Here is a 15,665-nt window from a genome sequence, read left to right as displayed (position 1 = left end):
ATGACCCCGCGATGACGAATCCCCGCCCGCTTCCCGACTCCGCCCCGCTCGCGCTGCTGCGCGTCGCCGACCTGCGCGCGGCCGAGGCCGCCGCGACCGCCGAACTGCCGCCGCACACGCTGATGGGCCGCGCGGGCGCCGCCGCCGCGCGCTGGCTGTCCGAACGGGTGGCCGGAGACGACCGCCCGGTCTGGTTCGCGGTCGGCCCCGGCAACAACGGCGGCGACGCGCTGGTGGCCGCCGCACAACTGCAGCAGCTCGGCGTCGCGACGCAGGCCTGGATGCCGGTGCCGGTCAAGCCCGACGATGCGCAATGGGCGCTCGGCCTCGCGCGCGCGGCCGGCGTGCCGCTGTCGACCGAACCGCCCGCCTCGCTCGACGATTACGCGTGGGTCGTCGACGGGCTGTTCGGCATCGGCCTCGCGCGCGCACTCGACGGACCGTTCGCCGCCCAGGCCGCGCGCATCGCCGCACATGCCCGAAGCGGCGGCCGCGTGCTCGCGCTCGACGTACCGAGCGGGCTCGACAGCGACACGGGCCGGATCGTCGGCGCGGGCGTGGCCGTCACCGCGACGCACACGCTCACCTTCATCGGCGCGAAGCCGGGGCTTTATACCGGCGACGGCCGCGACCTCGCCGGCGAGATCGACATCGCGTCGCTCGACGTCGCACCGCCCGCCGCGCCAGCCGTCGTGCTGAATGCACCGGCACGGTTCGCCGCCGCGCTGCCCGCCCGCGCGTTCGCTTCGCACAAGGGCACGTTCGGTAGCCTGGCGGTGCTCGGCGGCGACACCGGCATGTGCGGCGCGCCGATCCTCGCCGCGCGTGCCGCGCTGTTCGCGGGCGCCGGCAAGGTGCATGTCGGCTTCCTCGGCGCCGGCGCGCCGCCGTACGACCCGCCGTTTCCCGAACTGATGCTGCATCCCGCGGACAGCCTCGAGCTCGATGCGATGTCCGCGATCGCGGCAGGCTGCGGCCTCGGCGCGCGCGAGGCCGCGGTCGCCCTCGTGCGCGACGTGCTCGCGCACGACGCCGCGACCCTGCTCGACGCCGACGCGCTGAACCTCGTCGCGACGCACGCCGACCTCGCCGCCGCCGTCGCCGCCCGCGGCGCCCGGGGCAACGCGTGCGTGCTGACACCGCATCCGCTCGAGGCAGCGCGGCTACTCGGCAGCGATACCGCGACGGTGCAGCACGACCGGCTGGCCGCGGCGCAGACGCTGGCCGCGCGCTACGCGAGCATCGTCGTGCTGAAGGGTTCGGGCACGGTGATTGCGGCGCCCGACGGCCGCCTGACGATCAATCCGACCGGCAATGCTGCGCTCGCCACCGGCGGCACCGGCGACGTGCTCGGCGGCCTGATCGGCGCGTTGCTCGCGCAGCGCGTCGCGCCGTACGAAGCCGCGCTTGCGGGCGTATACCTGCACGGCCTCGCGGCCGACACGCTGACCGCGAACGGCACGGGGCCGGCCGGCCTCACCGCGGGCGAACTCGCGCCGATGGTGCGCACGCTGATCAATCGCCTTTTTTACCCGTCGGCGCGCGCCGACATATAACGCCGCTATACTGGGTGCCCCGCCGCACGGCGGGCCCGCTCGTCCGCCGGCGTTCCGATCCCGATGCGCCGGCGCGGCATTCCTCCCGATTCACGCTTCACTCGAACCGCCATGACGCTGAATTCGCTCCCCGCCTGGACTGCCCTTCAATCCCACTTCGAACAAATCCGCCACGCGCGGCTGCGCGACTGGTTCGCGCCGGAAAACGACCGCGCGCCGACCCGCGCCGAACGCTTCACGATCCCCGGCGGCGGCCTTGCGGCCGACTTCTCGAAGAACCGCATCAACGACGACACGCTGCGCCTGCTCGTGCAGCTGGCCCGCGAAGCGGGCGTCGAGGCGCGCCGCGACGCGATGTTCGCCGGCGAGATCGTCAACCCGACCGAAGGCCGCGCCGCGCTGCACACGGCATTGCGCGCGACCGACCCGCACGCGCCGTTCCATGCGCAGGTCAGCGCCGAGCGCGCGAAGATGGCGACCTTCGCACGCGCCGTGCGCAGCGGCGCGTGGACCGGCTACACCGGCAAGCGCATCCGCCACGTGATCAACATCGGCATCGGCGGCTCGGATCTCGGACCGAAGATGGTCACGCATGCGCTGCACCATGTCGCGACGCCCGACATTTCGACTCATTTCGTATCGAACGTCGACGGCGCCGATCTCGCGCGCGTGCTCGAACAGGTCGACCCGGAGGAAACGCTCGCGATCATCGTGTCGAAGACCTTCACGACGCTCGAGACGATGACGAACGCACGCTCGCTGCGCGACTGGTTCGTCGCGCGCGGCTGCCCGGAAGATGCGCTGGCGAAGCACTTCGTCGGCGTGTCGGCGAACCCGGCCGAAGTCGTGAAGTTCGGCATCTCCGCCGACAACGTGTTCGAAATGTGGGACTGGGTCGGCGGCCGCTATTCGCTGTGGTCGGCGGTCGGCCTGTCGATCATGATCGCGATCGGGCCCGAGCAGTTCGACGAACTCCTCGCCGGCGCGAACGACATGGATCGCCATTTCCGCGAAGCGCCGCTCGAGCGCAACCTGCCGGTGCTGCTCGGCCTGATCGGCATCTGGTATCGCAACTTCTTCGGCTCGCAGAGCTATCTCGTCGCGCCGTATTCGGAAGCGCTGCACTACCTGCCGTCGTACTTGCAGCAGCTGGAGATGGAAAGCAACGGCAAGTCCGCACGCCTGGACGGCACGTTCGTCGACTACCCGACGTCGGCCGTCACGTGGGGCGAGCCGGGCACCAACGGCCAGCACGCGTTTTTCCAGATGCTGCACCAGGGCCCGACGATCGTGCCGATCGACTTCATCGCGGTACTGACACCCGAGCATCCGCTCGCGAGCCATCATCCGAAGCTGCTCGCGAACTGCTTCGCGCAGAGTGAAGCGCTGATGCTCGGCCGCACGCTCGACGAAGCGCGCAAGGTCGCCGGCCCCGGCAAGGAAGCGCTTGCGCCGCACCTGACCTTCCCCGGCAACCGCCCGACGACGACGCTGCTGGTGGATGCGCTGACGCCGCGCACGCTTGGCGCGCTGATCGCGCTCTACGAGCACAAGGTGCTGGTGCAGGCAACGGTATGGGACATCAATCCGTTCGACCAGTGGGGCGTCGAGCTCGGCAAGATTCTCGGCAAGGTCGTCGAATCCGACCTGTCGGCCGAAGCGGTCGATCCCACGAAGCACGATTCGTCGACGACCGCGCTGATCGAGCGCGCGCGTGCGGCGCTCAAGCGCTGACGCGACAGCGTCGAACGCACGCCGGCCGCACCGGGTGAGCCACCCTGCGCGGCCGGCAAGAAATTCGGTCTCGCGCTATGCCGCGTGCGGCGCGACGATGCGGCCGGCGTCGATGGTGATCGTCGTCGCGCAGCGCCGCGCGAGTTCGGCATCGTGCGTGACGAGCACGAGCGTCGCGCCGTGCGTGCGGTTCAGTTTGAACATCAGGTCGATGACGGCGTGGCCGGTGGCTGCATCGAGACTGCCGGTCGGTTCGTCGGCGAACAGGATTGCGGGATGCGTGACGAACGCGCGCGCAAGCGCGACGCGCTGTTGCTCGCCACCCGACAGCAGCTTCGGATAATGCGCGGTGCGCTCGCCGAGACCGACCTGCACGAGCAACGCGCGTGCCCGATCGGCGGCGTCGCGCGCGTTGATGCCGCCTTGCAGCTCGAGCGGAAGCATCACGTTCTCGAGTGCCGTCAGGTGCGGCATCAACTGAAACGACTGGAACACGAATCCGACCGCGCCGTTGCGCAGCGCGGCGCGCTCGTCCTCGTCGAGCTGGTCGAGCGCGCGGCCGAGCAGGCGAACCGTGCCGCTCGTCGCGCTGTCCAATCCCGCAAGCAGGCCGAGCAGCGTCGATTTGCCCGACCCCGATGCGCCGACGATCGCGAGGCTGCTGCCGGGCCGCACGGCGAACGTGATGCCGTCGAGGATCGTCAGCTCGCCCGTTGCGTCGGCGACCCGCTTGCACACGTCATGGACTTCGATGATCGGATCGGTAATCTTGAACATGGACACGACATTCCGCTGGAAAAGACGCGCGGCGTTCGCCGCGCTGCTGGGTACCCTGCTCGCAGCAAACGTGCCCGCACGCGCCGCAACGGCGGCGGCCTCGACATCGGGCCAGCCCGCGCTCGTCGTGCTCGGCGACAGCCTGTCGGCCGAATACGGGTTGCCACGCGACACCGGCTGGGTTGCGTTGCTGCGGCAACGGCTCGCGACCGAGCGAATCGATTATAGCGTCGCGAACGCAAGCGTCAGCGGCGACACCACGAGCGGCGGCCGCGCGCGACTGCCTGCGGTGCTGCAACGGCTCAAGCCGTCGATCGTCGTCGTCGAACTCGGCTCGAACGACGCGCTGCGCGGCGTGCCGCTCGCGACGACCGAACAGAACCTGCGCGACATCATCGCCGATGCGCGGCAAGCGCGCGCGAAGGTCGTGCTGGTCGGCATGTACGTGCCGCCCAACTACGGGCCCGATTACACGCAGAAATTCCATGCGGTCTACACGCGCCTGTCGAAGGAACTCGGCGTACCGCTCGTGCCGTTCCTGCTGGCCGGCATCGAGAACAAGCCGGAGATGTTCCAGTCGGACCAGATGCATCCCGCGCAGCAGGCACAGGGCATCCTGCTCGACAACGTCTGGCCGGCGCTGAAGCCGCTGCTCGGCAAGCCGCGCGGCTGACCTCGCGGCGCCCCATCGCCGGAAAGCAAAAAGCCCCGCTTCGGGCGGGGCTTTGTGTTGCTGCACGCGAAACCGGGAACGGCGCTTCGCTTGGTTGTCGCTTGGCTGTGGCTTAGTTGCCGCCATCCTGCGACTGGCTCTGCGTGGTGCCGTACAGCTTCACCTTCGAGCGGTCACGCAGCGCGGCGAGATACGCTTCGCCTTCGCTTTGCGCTTCGACCTGCGCCATCTGCTGCTGCGCGGCCGCGAGCTGCTGCGGATCGACGGCCGTGCCCGGGATCACCGCGTTCACGCGATAGATCGCGTAGCCGTCCACGCCGAGATCGACACCGACGTATGCCGGCAGCGTCTTCGCATCGACCTTGTAGACGGCGCTCAGCGCCGCCGGCGTCAAGCCCTGCGACTGCGTGCGCGACACCTTCTGCGCGGCCGTGAAGCCATCGACCGACTTCGACTTCTGCAGCTCGGCCAGCTTCGCCGCGCCGTCCTTCTTGGCGAGTTCCGCGGCCTGCTCGGCGATGACCTTCTGACGCACCACGTCCTTGATCGTGTCGAGTGCCGGCACGGCCGCCGGCTTGTAGTCGGTCACGCGCGCCGAGATCAGCGTGTTGTTGCCCACGTCGATCGCCTGCGTGTTGTTCTGGCTCTTCACCGAGTCGTTCGCAAACACCGCAGCGAGGAACTTCGGATTGTTCAGCGGGCTCGTCGGCGGCAGTTGCGGATTCGGCGTCGGCGTGACGGTGGCCGTCTGGATCGTCAGCTTGTACTTGTCGGCGGCCGGCTGCAGCGTCTTCGCCTTTTCATAGACGGTCGACGTGAAGCCTTCCGCGTTGTCCGAGAACGCCTTCGCCGCGTATTGCTGCTTCAGGTCGACTGCGATCTGGTCCTTCACGTCCGCGAACGGCTTGACCACCGACGGCTTCACTTCCGTCGCCTTCAGGATGTGGAAACCGAGATCCGATTGCACGATACCGTTCACGTCGCCCTGCTTCAGCGCGAACGCGGCATCGTCGAACGCCTTGCCGCCCGCCGTCGAGCCACGCGTGATGAAGCCCAGATCGCCGCCCTTCGCCGCCGACGGTGCGTCCTGCGAGCTCTTCTGCGCGATCTGCGCGAACTGGTCCGGATGCGCCTTCACGTCGGCCAGCAGCTGCTCGGCCTTCGCCTTCGCGGTCGCCTTGTCAGCCGCGCTTGCGTCGCTCGCCGCGGCGATGAAGATGTGGCTCACGCGCACCTGCGCTTCCGAGCGGAAGTGCGTCGGGTTGTCGTCGTAGAACTTCTTGATGTCGGCATCGGTCGGCTGCGCGCTCGCGGCGGCAGCAGCCGGCGAATAGACGAGATACTGGATCGTCGCGGTTTCCGGCGTCGCGAAGCCCTGCTTGTGCGCGTCGTAGTATGCGGTGAGCTGTGCGTCGGTCGGCTGCACCTTCGTCGCGTAGTCGCTCGTCTTCAGCACGAGCGCCTGCACTTCTCGCTGCTGCGCAGCCAGTTCCGACAGCCGTTGCGCCGGCCCCTTCGGCGTGAATGCGCTCGCCACGATGCTCGCCGGAATCTGCTGCAGCGCGAGGCTGTAGCGCACGCGTTCCTGGTACTGCTCGGGCGTCATCCCCTGGAACGACAACAGTTGCGCGTAGCGCTGGACGTCGATCGTACCGTCGGGTTTCTTCAGCGACGCGATCATCGGGTCGCTCATCAGCGCGTCGCGCACCGCATTGTCGGATGCGGTCAGGTGCAGGCGCTGCGTCTCGTCGGCCAGCACGCGTTGCTGGATCAGGCCGTCGAGCACTTGCTTGCGATGTTCGGGCGTGTCGAATGCCTTGATGTCGAACTGCCCGCCGAGCGCCTGGCGCGCCTGGTCGATCTGCTGGCGGAACGCGCCGTCGAATTCGACCCGCGTGATCTTGTGCCCGTTGATCGCCGCGACGTTCGCGCTGTCGTCGAAGAAGCCGCGGAAACCTTGGATCCCGACGAAACCCAGCCCCGGCAACACGATCAGGAGCAGGAGCGCCATCATCAGGCGCTGGTGATTACGGAAGAAATCGAGCATGCGTGACGGGAAAATTGGACAAAACGTCCGATATTACAACATACGGGGTGGCACGGGAGAAAAGCAGGTGCGCAACGAACGGGCGCAACCGACGACGCAAATGAAAAAGCCCGCACAAGGCGGGCTTTCTCATTTTCTGGCGGAGCGGACGGGACTCGAACCCGCGACCCCCGGCGTGACAGGCCGGTATTCTAACCGACTGAACTACCGCTCCTTGGTCTGGCTGAATCAGGAAACTGGTGGGTGCTGAGGGGTTCGAACCCCCGACCTACGCCTTGTAAGGGCGCCGCTCTACCAGCTGAGCTAAGCACCCGTTTCCGATTCGTTCTGGCTGCGATCTGCGTTTCGGCATCAACAACCAGCGAGCCCGCAAGTTTAATTCATCCCCGATCATTTTGCCAAGCCCGCACGCGAAAAATTTTAACGCGTCGCTCAACCCGCGATGTCGAAGCACATAAAAAAAACCCGCGGACACGCCGCGGGTTTCGTGAACAACCGTCAGAGACGGCGTTCAGGTTTTCAGTGCTTGACGACTTCCGTCGAGCCGGCATCCTTCGCCGCCTCGCCGACCGGTGCCGCAGCCTTCGCCTCCTCTTCCGGCGGCAGCGGGGTCGGCGTACGTTCGAGCGCGAGCTCGAGCACCTTGTCGATCCAGCGGACCGGCACGATCTCGATCGCGTTCTTCACGTTGTCCGGAATGTCCGCGAGATCCTTCACGTTCTCTTCCGGGATCAGCACGAGCTTGATGCCGCCGCGATGCGCAGCCAGCAGCTTTTCCTTCAGCCCGCCGATCGGCAGCACTTCGCCACGCAGCGTGATCTCGCCCGTCATCGCGACATCGGCACGCACGGGGATCCCCGTCAGCACCGACACCAGCGCGGTCGTCATCGCACCGCCGGCGGACGGACCGTCCTTCGGCGTCGCGCCTTCCGGCACGTGGATGTGGATGTCCTGCTTCTCGAACGCCTCGTCCTTGATACCCAGACGGCGCGAACGCGAGCGCACGACCGAACGCGCAGCCTCGACCGACTCCTTCATCACGTCGCCGAGCGAACCCGTGCGGATCACGTTGCCCTTGCCCGGCATCACCGCGGCTTCGATCGTCAGCAGGTCGCCGCCGACTTCCGTCCACGCGAGGCCCGTCACCTGACCGACCTGGTTTTCCTTCGCCGCGAGGCCGAAGTCGTACTTGCGCACGCCGAGGAACGTATCGAGGTTCTCTCCATCGACCTTGATCGCGCCCGATGCCTTCTTCAGCAACAGCATCTTCACGACCTTGCGGCAGATCTTCGACACTTCCCGCTCGAGCGAACGCACACCGGCTTCGCGCGTGTAGTAGCGGATGATGTCGCGGATCGCCTGCTCGGTGACCTCGATCTCGCCGTCCTTCAGACCGTTGTTCTTCTTCTGCTTCGGCAGCAGGTAGCGCTGCGCGATGCTGACCTTCTCGTCTTCCGTGTAACCCGACAGACGAATCACCTCCATCCGGTCGAGCAGCGGCGGCGGGATGTTCAGCGAGTTCGACGTCGCGACGAACATCACGTCCGACAGGTCGAAGTCGACTTCGATGTAGTGGTCGGCGAACGTGTGGTTCTGTTCCGGATCGAGCACTTCGAGCAGCGCCGACGACGGATCGCCGCGGAAATCCATGCCCATCTTGTCGACTTCGTCGAGCAGGAAGAGCGGATTGCGCACGCCGACCTTCGCCAGGCTTTGCAGGATCTTGCCCGGCATCGAGCCGATGTACGTGCGGCGGTGACCGCGGATCTCGGCTTCGTCACGCACGCCGCCGAGCGCCATCCGGACGAACTTGCGGTTCGTCGCACGAGCGATCGACTGGCCGAGCGAGGTCTTGCCGACGCCCGGGGGCCCGACGAGGCACAGGATCGGCGCCTTCACCTTGTCCACGCGCTGTTGCACCGCGAGGTACTCGAGGATACGTTCCTTCACCTTCTCGAGGCCGAAGTGATCCTCGTCGAGCACCTGCTCGGCGTTCGACAGGTCGTTGTTGACCTTGCTCTTCTTGCGCCACGGCAGGCCGATCAGCGTGTCGATGTAGTTGCGCACGACGGTCGCTTCGGCCGACATCGGCGACATCAGCTTCAGCTTCTTGAGTTCGGCATCGGCCTTCTTCTTCGCTTCCTTCGGCATGCGCGCGGCATTGATGCGCTTCTCGAGTTCCTCGAGGTCCGCACCCTCTTCGCCTTCGCCCAGTTCCTTCTGGATCGCCTTGACCTGCTCGTTCAGGTAGTACTCGCGCTGGCTCTTTTCCATCTGGCGCTTCACGCGCCCGCGGATGCGCTTTTCGACCTGCAGGATGTCGATCTCGGCTTCGAGCTGCGCGAGCAGGTGCTCGAGGCGCTCGATGACCGGGAACATCTCGAGGATGTGCTGCTTCTGGTCGAGCTTCAGCGGCAGACGCTCGGCGATCATGTCCGCGAGGCGACCGGCTTCATCGATGCCCGACAGCGACGTGAGAATCTCCGGCGGGATCTTCTTGTTCAGCTTCACGTACTGGTCGAACTGCGACACGATCGCACGGCGCAGCGCTTCCGTTTCCGCGCTGTCGGCGTGATCGGGCTCGAGCGGCATTACTTCACAGGAGAACTGCGTCTCCTGCTCTTCGATCGACAACGCCTTCGCACGCTGCAGGCCCTCGACGAGCACCTTCACGGTGCCGTCCGGCAGCTTCAGCATCTGCAGGATGTTGGCGATACAACCGACCTCGTACATGTCCTTTTCGGTCGGTTCGTCCTTGGCCGCGGTTTTCTGGGCGACGAGCATGATGTGCTTGCCGCCTTCCATCGCTGCTTCGAGGGCCTTGATCGATTTCGGCCGGCCCACGAAGAGCGGAATCACCATGTGCGGGAAAACGACGACATCCCGCAGCGGCAGCAGCGGGAGCGTGATGCGTTCCGGCGGGAGAAGTTGGGTGCCTGACATTTCATTTCCCCATGAGTGGAATCAATTGTTCGGTAATTGAGGCCGCCACAACGAATTGCAAGCCTTCAAGTGCGGGAAATATTCGGTAAGAAAGTAACCACCGCGTGTCGAGTCAGAGTTACCCACAAGATAAACGAAAAAAAGCCGCCCACGGACTCATGAACGGCCTTTTTCGCAGAACATCGTCGGCAAGCCGGTCAGTTCGAACCCGCCACCTTCGGCGTGTCCTCATAGATCAGCAGGGGTTTGCCGTCGCCATCGATGACGTTCTCGTCGATGATGACCTTGCTGACCCCTTTCATCGCCGGCAGCTCGTACATCACGTCGAGCAATGCCTGTTCGATGATCGAACGCAAACCGCGCGCGCCGGTCTTGCGGCGGATCGCCTTGCGGGCGACTGCCTGCAGCGCGCCCGGCCGGATTTCCAGCTCGACGCGCTCCATCGCGAACAGCTTGTGATACTGCTTGACGAGCGCATTCTTCGGCTCGACGAGAATCTTCATCAGCGCGGCTTCATCGAGCTTGCCGAGCGTCGCGACCACCGGCAGACGGCCGATCAATTCGGGGATCAGACCGAATTTGATCAGATCTTCCGGTTCCGTTTCGCGCAGCACTTCGCCCGCATCGCGTTCCTGCTTGCTCTTGACCGTCGCGCCGAAGCCGATGCCCGTCTTTTCGGTACGATCGGTGATCACCTTCTCGAGACCGTCGAACGCACCGCCGCAGATGAACAGGATGTTGGTCGTGTCGACCTGAATGAAATCCTGGTTCGGGTGCTTGCGGCCGCCCTGCGGCGGCACCGACGCCATCGTACCCTCGACGAGCTTCAGCAGTGCCTGCTGGACGCCCTCGCCCGACACGTCGCGCGTGATCGACGGGTTGTCCGACTTGCGGCTGATCTTGTCGATTTCGTCGATGTAGACGATCCCGCGCTGGGCCTTGTCGACCTCGTAGTTGCAGTTCTGCAACAGCTTCTGGATGATGTTCTCGACGTCCTCGCCGACGTAGCCGGCTTCGGTCAGCGTCGTCGCATCGGCGATCACGAACGGCACGTTCAGCAACCGCGCGAGCGTCTGCGCGAGCAGCGTCTTGCCGGAGCCCGTCGGGCCGATCAGCAGGATGTTGCTCTTCGACAGCTCGACGTCGTCCTTCTTGTCGAGGTGCTTGAGGCGCTTGTAGTGGTTGTACACGGCCACCGCGAGGATCTTCTTCGCGCGCTCCTGGCCGATCACGTACTGATCGAGGATGTCGCGAATTTCCTGCGGGCTCGGCAGATCCGACCGGGACAGGCTGGCCTCGACGCCGGCGGCAGCCGCCTCGTCTCGAATGATCTCGTTGCAGAGGTCGATGCACTCATCGCAGATGAATACCGACGGGCCCGCGATGAGTTTCTTCACCTCATGCTGGCTCTTCCCGCAAAACGAGCAATACAACAGCTTCTCGCTGTTCGAACCTTTTTTGTCCGCCATGAATGTAGAGCCTCCGGACAGGTAAATGACATGATACGCCGAATGCTCCGGACGCCGCGCCTAGGGCGCGACCGGAGCCGGCTGGATGCGCTTGCCGCAGATGCTCAGAGCACTCGGGACGTTGCAGGGGCACCGCGCGAATCGGGGCGGCACCCCACTTAAGCTCACGGGCGCTTCAGCAGCACCTGATCGATCAGCCCGTACGCCTTCGCATCTTCGCTCGACATGAAGTTATCACGGTCGGTGTCGCGGGCGATGCGCTCGACGTCCTGACCCGTATGCTGCGCGAGCAGGTTGTTCAGCCGTTCCTTCAGGTAGAGGATTTCGCGTGCCTGGATCTCGATGTCGGACGCCTGGCCGCGCGCGCCGCCGAGCGGCTGGTGAATCATCACGCGCGAGTTCGGCAGCGCGAAACGCTTGCCCTTCGCGCCCGACGCGAGCAGGAACGCGCCCATGCTGGCCGCAAGGCCCATGCAGAGGGTCGACACGTCCGGCTTGATGAACTGCATCGTGTCGTAGATCGCCATGCCGGCAGACACCGAACCGCCCGGGCTGTTGATGTAGAGGCTGATGTCCTTGTCGGGATTCTCGCTCTCGAGGAACAGCAGTTGCGCAACCACGAGGTTGGCGGTCTGGTCGTTCACTTCACCGACCATGAACACCAGGCGCTCCTTCAGGAGACGCGAATAGATATCGTACGAACGCTCGCCGCGGCCGCTCGTTTCGACGACGATCGGCACCAGCCCCAGCGCTTGCGCCTCGAAACCCTGCGGCGCGTTCGAAGCAAGCATGTCCAGCAATTCAGCGCGAGTGATCATTCAATGAACCTTGTTCGAATGGAAAATTGAACGGAGGGAAGCCGCCCGCTCAATCGCCATATTAATGGCAACCGTGCGCTTGACGTAAAAACGGCGTGCGGGCCGTCGCTCCGACAGCCGGCACGCCGCTAGAGCGACACTTACGCTTGCGCCGATGCGCTCGCGAGTGCCTCGAAGCTCACTTCCTTGTCCGTCACCTTTGCCTTGCCCAGCACGAAGTCGACGACGTTGCTTTCAACGACGAACGCTTCCATCTCGGCGAGGCGCTGCTGGTTCGAATAATACCAGCGGACCACTTCCTTCGGGTCTTCGTAGCTCTTCGCGAACTCGTCGACTTCCGCGCGGATCTGCTCCGGCTTCGCTTCGAGGCTGTTCGACTTCACGAGCTCGGCCAGCACGAGGCCCAGCTTCACGCGACGCTCTGCCTGCTCGGCGAACATCTCGGCCGGGATCGGTGCGTCCTTCGCGTTCGGCACGCCGCGCTGCGCCAGATCCTGGCGAGCCATTTCGACGAGACGTTGCTGGTCCTGCTCGATCAGCGCCTTCGGCACGTCGAGTTCGGAAATCTTCAGCAGCGCGTCCATCACCTGGTTCTTGACGATGGCTTGCGTGCGACGCTTCGCTTCGCGCTCGAGGTTTTCCTTGATTTCGGCGCGCATCTTCGTCAGGTCGCCGTCTTCGATGCCGAGCGACTTCGCGAACTCGCCGTCGATTTCCGGCATGTGCGGCCACTCGATCTTCTTCATCGTGACCGTGAATTGCGCCGTCTTGCCCGCCACGTCCTTGCCGTGGTAATCGTCCGGGAACTTCAGGTCGAACGTACGCTGTTCGCCAGCCTTCAGGCCCAGCGCCGCCGTTTCGAATTCCGGCAGCATGCGGCCTTCGCCGAGCACGAACGGGAAGTCTTCGGCCGTGCCGCCCTGGAACGCGACGTCGTCGATCTTGCCGACGAAGTCGACCGTCACGCGGTCGCCGTTCTTCGCTGCAGTGTCCGCGCCGCCGTCGCCATGCTCGCCGGCTTCGCCGCGAGCGTGGTAGTGCACGCGCTGCTTGCGCAGGATTTCCAGCGTGCGGTCGATTTCGGCGTCGCCGATCGACGTCGTCGAGCGCTCGACTTCAGCCGTCGCCAGATCGCCGATCTTCACTTCCGGGTAAACCTCGAACGTCGCGTCGAACGCGTATGCGTCCTCAGCCTGCTCCTGCTTCGGCTCGAAGCTCGGCTGGCCGGCGACGCGCAGGTTTTCCGCGCGGCTGATCGTGAAGAATTCCTGGCCGATCTTGTCGCTCAGCACTTCCGCCTCGACCTGACCCGAGTACTGCTGGGCGACCATCTTGAGCGGCACCTTGCCCGGGCGGAAACCCGGCATGCGAACGTTCTTCGCGAGTTTCTGGATACGGGCGTCGATTTCCTTCTGCACGGTGTCCTTCGGCAGGGAAATCGTCACGCGGCGTTCAAGCTTGCCGAGGTTCTCAACAACGTTAGCCATGGCTTCAATCGTCCTAAAATTATTCGAGCGAATCGGGTTTTCCTTGCCGTGCCTGCCTGCGGCGTGAGGTGCATCGCATGCACACGCCGCGCCGGAGCGCCACGCCATCCCTGCACGCGCCGGATGGCTAGCGCAAGCGGCTCGGAGCACGGCTTTGGCCGGAAGAATCGACTATTCTAGCAAACAATTTTCCTCGTACCGCCAGATCGGTACGACAACGATGCCGACCGGCCATGCCGCCCGCTCCCGCGCACGGCAATGCGCGCGGATCGCCGCTATGCCGAACGGCGTATCCACCGCGGGCCCGCCATCCTGTAAGCTCCGAATGAGGATGCGCCGCGATTGCGGCCGCCATTCTTCACACCAATCACGCCTTCCGGAGACACCATGCCGCAACACCCGTCCGCGCCTGTCGTCGTCATCGCGCCCGATTCGTTCAAAGGCTCGCTTTCCGCCGAGCAGGTCGCGGACGCGATCGCCACCGGCATCCGCCGTGCCCGTCCCGACGCGGTCGTGCGCTGCTGCCCGATGGCCGACGGCGGCGAAGGCACGCTCGACGCGATGCTAGCGAGCGGCGGCACGCGGCGCACGGTGCGGGTGGCCGGCGCATCGCTCGCGGCACGCGACGCGGCGGTCGGCGTGATCGACGCGCGCACCGCGATCGTCGAGACAGCCGAGATCGTCGGGATCACCGACGCGGTCGGCATGAGCGTGCCCGTCGACGCGCGCAGCACGCGCGGCATGGGTGAAGCGATCCGCACGCTGCTCGACGAGGGTGTGCGCCGCTTCTTCGTCGCGCTCGGCGGCAGCAGCACCAACGACGCGGGCGCCGGGTTGCTCGCGGGCCTCGGCCTGCAATGCTTCGACGCGGCCGGCCAGCCGGTCGAACCCGTCCCGGCGCGGCTCGCCGATATCGCGCGGATCGACGCGTCGGGGCTCGATCCGCGCCTGAAGGAAACTGAATTCATCGGCATGTCCGACGTCGACAACCCACTGACGGGCGCGCACGGCGCGACCGCGGTGTTCGGTCCGCAAAAGGGCGTGACACCCGAGCACGTTGCGACCCTCGACGCCGCGCTCGGCCGTTTCGCCGACCTGCTCGAGGCCGCGCTCGACCGGCGAGGCCGTGAGCTGCCAGGCGCCGGCGCCGCGGGCGGCCTCGGATTCGCGCTCCACATGCTGGGCGCACAATTCGAAGCCGGTGCGGAAGTCGTCGCGCGGCAGATCGGGCTCGATGCCGCGCTCGCCGGCGCCGACTGGCTGATCACCGGCGAAGGCCGCTCCGACGTGCAGACGCTGCACGGCAAGGCACCGTTCATCGCCTGCCGTCATGCGCGGGCCGCGGGCGTGCCCGCGTCGCTGCTGTCGGGCGCGGTCGACCCGGCCGCACTGCCGCGCCTGTCCGAACACTTTTCCGGCTGCTTCTCGCCCGCGCCCGGCCCGATTACGCTCGACGTCGCAATCCGCGACGCGGCGAACCTGCTCGCGAACGAAGCCGAACAGTTGACACGGCTGAAGTACGGCGCACACTGACCGTTGACCCGAGCGCGCGATACAGGAACAATCGGGCCCGCCCTTTTTCTTCAGGATTCGACATGAAAGGCCGCCAAGCCGGGCTCGATCAGTTTCTGACCTATCGCCTCCATGCGCTCACGAAGCGATCCGACCGCGGGATCGCCGACGTGTACCGGCACAAGCTGGACATCTCGCTGCCCGAGGCGCGGGTGATCGCCGCCGTCGGCGCCTTCGGTCCGTTTTCGATCATGGATCTCGCTCGCCACACCAACCTCGACAAGAGCCAGGCGAGCCGCGCGGCGGAAGCGCTGCTGCGCCAGGGGCTGCTCCAGCGCAGCGCGAGCGAGGAAGACGGCCGGATCGTGCTGATCGCGCTGACCGCCGACGGCCGCGCGCTGCATCGCAAGATCATGCCGATCGTGCGCAAGTGGAATGACGGCTTGCTCGCTTGCCTGTCCGACAGCGAGCGCCAGACGTTCGAGCGACTGCTCGACAAGGTCGTCGCGAACGCGGTCGAACGCGACGACTGAATCGCAATACGGGCGCCTTCGGACCACCCGAGTCGCGCAAGGGCAAGCCCAAGGGCAGCGTGCCCGGCTTCCCTTGCCGTGGCTACCGGACGACTGCCCGGCACTTCTTCATCCTT

11 protein-coding genes and 2 tRNA genes are annotated in these 15,665 nt (G+C 65.9%); 5 read left to right on the top strand and 8 right to left on the bottom strand.

What is annotated here, in order from left to right; all coding sequences use genetic code 11:
- Positions 1–11: 11 nt before the first annotated feature.
- Complete coding sequence (locus HWX25_RS14395; protein ID WP_175908892.1) at positions 12–1,556, top strand: NAD(P)H-hydrate dehydratase; 1,545 nt, start codon at positions 12–14, stop codon at positions 1,554–1,556.
- A 111-nt stretch (positions 1,557–1,667) separates the two neighbouring features.
- Positions 1,668–3,290: a glucose-6-phosphate isomerase gene (gene pgi, locus HWX25_RS14390; RefSeq protein ID WP_175908891.1), complete on the top strand. Its 1,623-nt coding sequence runs from the start codon at positions 1,668–1,670 to the stop codon at positions 3,288–3,290.
- Between the two features lie 75 nt (positions 3,291–3,365).
- Here the strand turns inward: pgi and HWX25_RS14385 are convergent, their stop codons facing one another.
- The gene (locus HWX25_RS14385; RefSeq protein ID WP_059529693.1) at positions 3,366–4,067 is read right to left on the bottom strand and encodes an ABC transporter ATP-binding protein; all 702 of its coding nucleotides are present in this window, start codon (positions 4,065–4,067) and stop codon (positions 3,366–3,368) included.
- On the opposite strand from HWX25_RS14385, the gene HWX25_RS14380 reads away from it, so the two are divergent.
- A complete protein-coding gene (locus HWX25_RS14380) occupies positions 4,066–4,740 on the top strand; it encodes an arylesterase (protein WP_059693358.1) in 675 nt (224 codons plus the stop codon). The genes HWX25_RS14385 and HWX25_RS14380 overlap by 2 nt on opposite strands.
- Before the next feature lie 112 nt (positions 4,741–4,852).
- Here the strand turns inward: HWX25_RS14380 and HWX25_RS14375 are convergent, their stop codons facing one another.
- The 7 genes from HWX25_RS14375 to tig all read right to left on the bottom strand — a co-directional run bounded on the left by HWX25_RS14375 (position 4,853) and on the right by tig (position 13,504).
- On the bottom strand, positions 4,853–6,787 hold the full coding sequence (locus tag HWX25_RS14375) for a SurA N-terminal domain-containing protein (protein WP_175908890.1): 1,935 nt from the start codon (positions 6,785–6,787) through the stop codon (positions 4,853–4,855).
- Between the two features lie 137 nt (positions 6,788–6,924).
- Positions 6,925–7,001, bottom strand: a tRNA-Asp gene (locus HWX25_RS14370).
- Positions 7,002–7,024: 23 nt separating this feature from the next.
- A tRNA-Val gene (locus HWX25_RS14365) sits at positions 7,025–7,100 on the bottom strand.
- A gap of 206 nt (positions 7,101–7,306) precedes the next feature.
- Positions 7,307–9,730, bottom strand: a complete 2,424-nt coding sequence (gene lon / locus HWX25_RS14360; protein WP_044843675.1) for an endopeptidase La — start codon at positions 9,728–9,730, stop codon at positions 7,307–7,309.
- 197 nt (positions 9,731–9,927) lie between these two features.
- The gene (gene clpX, locus HWX25_RS14355) at positions 9,928–11,199 is read right to left on the bottom strand and encodes an ATP-dependent Clp protease ATP-binding subunit ClpX (RefSeq protein WP_006754177.1); all 1,272 of its coding nucleotides are present in this window, start codon (positions 11,197–11,199) and stop codon (positions 9,928–9,930) included.
- 164 nt (positions 11,200–11,363) lie between these two features.
- Positions 11,364–12,017, bottom strand: coding sequence for an ATP-dependent Clp endopeptidase proteolytic subunit ClpP (gene clpP / locus HWX25_RS14350; protein ID WP_006496351.1), 654 nt, complete (start codon positions 12,015–12,017; stop codon positions 11,364–11,366).
- A 140-nt stretch (positions 12,018–12,157) separates the two neighbouring features.
- Positions 12,158–13,504 (bottom strand): trigger factor, encoded by a 1,347-nt coding sequence (tig, locus tag HWX25_RS14345; RefSeq protein WP_059817653.1) that lies wholly within the window; start codon positions 13,502–13,504, stop codon positions 12,158–12,160.
- A gap of 387 nt (positions 13,505–13,891) precedes the next feature.
- Here tig and HWX25_RS14340 point away from each other — a divergent pair, with 387 nt between their 5' ends.
- Positions 13,892–15,037, top strand: a complete 1,146-nt coding sequence (locus HWX25_RS14340) for a glycerate kinase (protein WP_175908889.1) — start codon at positions 13,892–13,894, stop codon at positions 15,035–15,037.
- Between the two features lie 62 nt (positions 15,038–15,099).
- Positions 15,100–15,549, top strand: a complete 450-nt coding sequence (locus HWX25_RS14335) for a MarR family transcriptional regulator (RefSeq protein WP_059693366.1) — start codon at positions 15,100–15,102, stop codon at positions 15,547–15,549.
- Positions 15,550–15,665 lie beyond the last annotated feature (116 nt).

The organism is Burkholderia sp. BCC1640, assembly GCF_902833125.1.
GTDB classification, from domain to species: Bacteria; Pseudomonadota; Gammaproteobacteria; order Burkholderiales; family Burkholderiaceae; genus Burkholderia; species Burkholderia diffusa.
The sequence above is the reverse complement of the archived record's forward strand: the minus strand, read 5'-3'. Positions and strand labels throughout refer to the sequence as shown.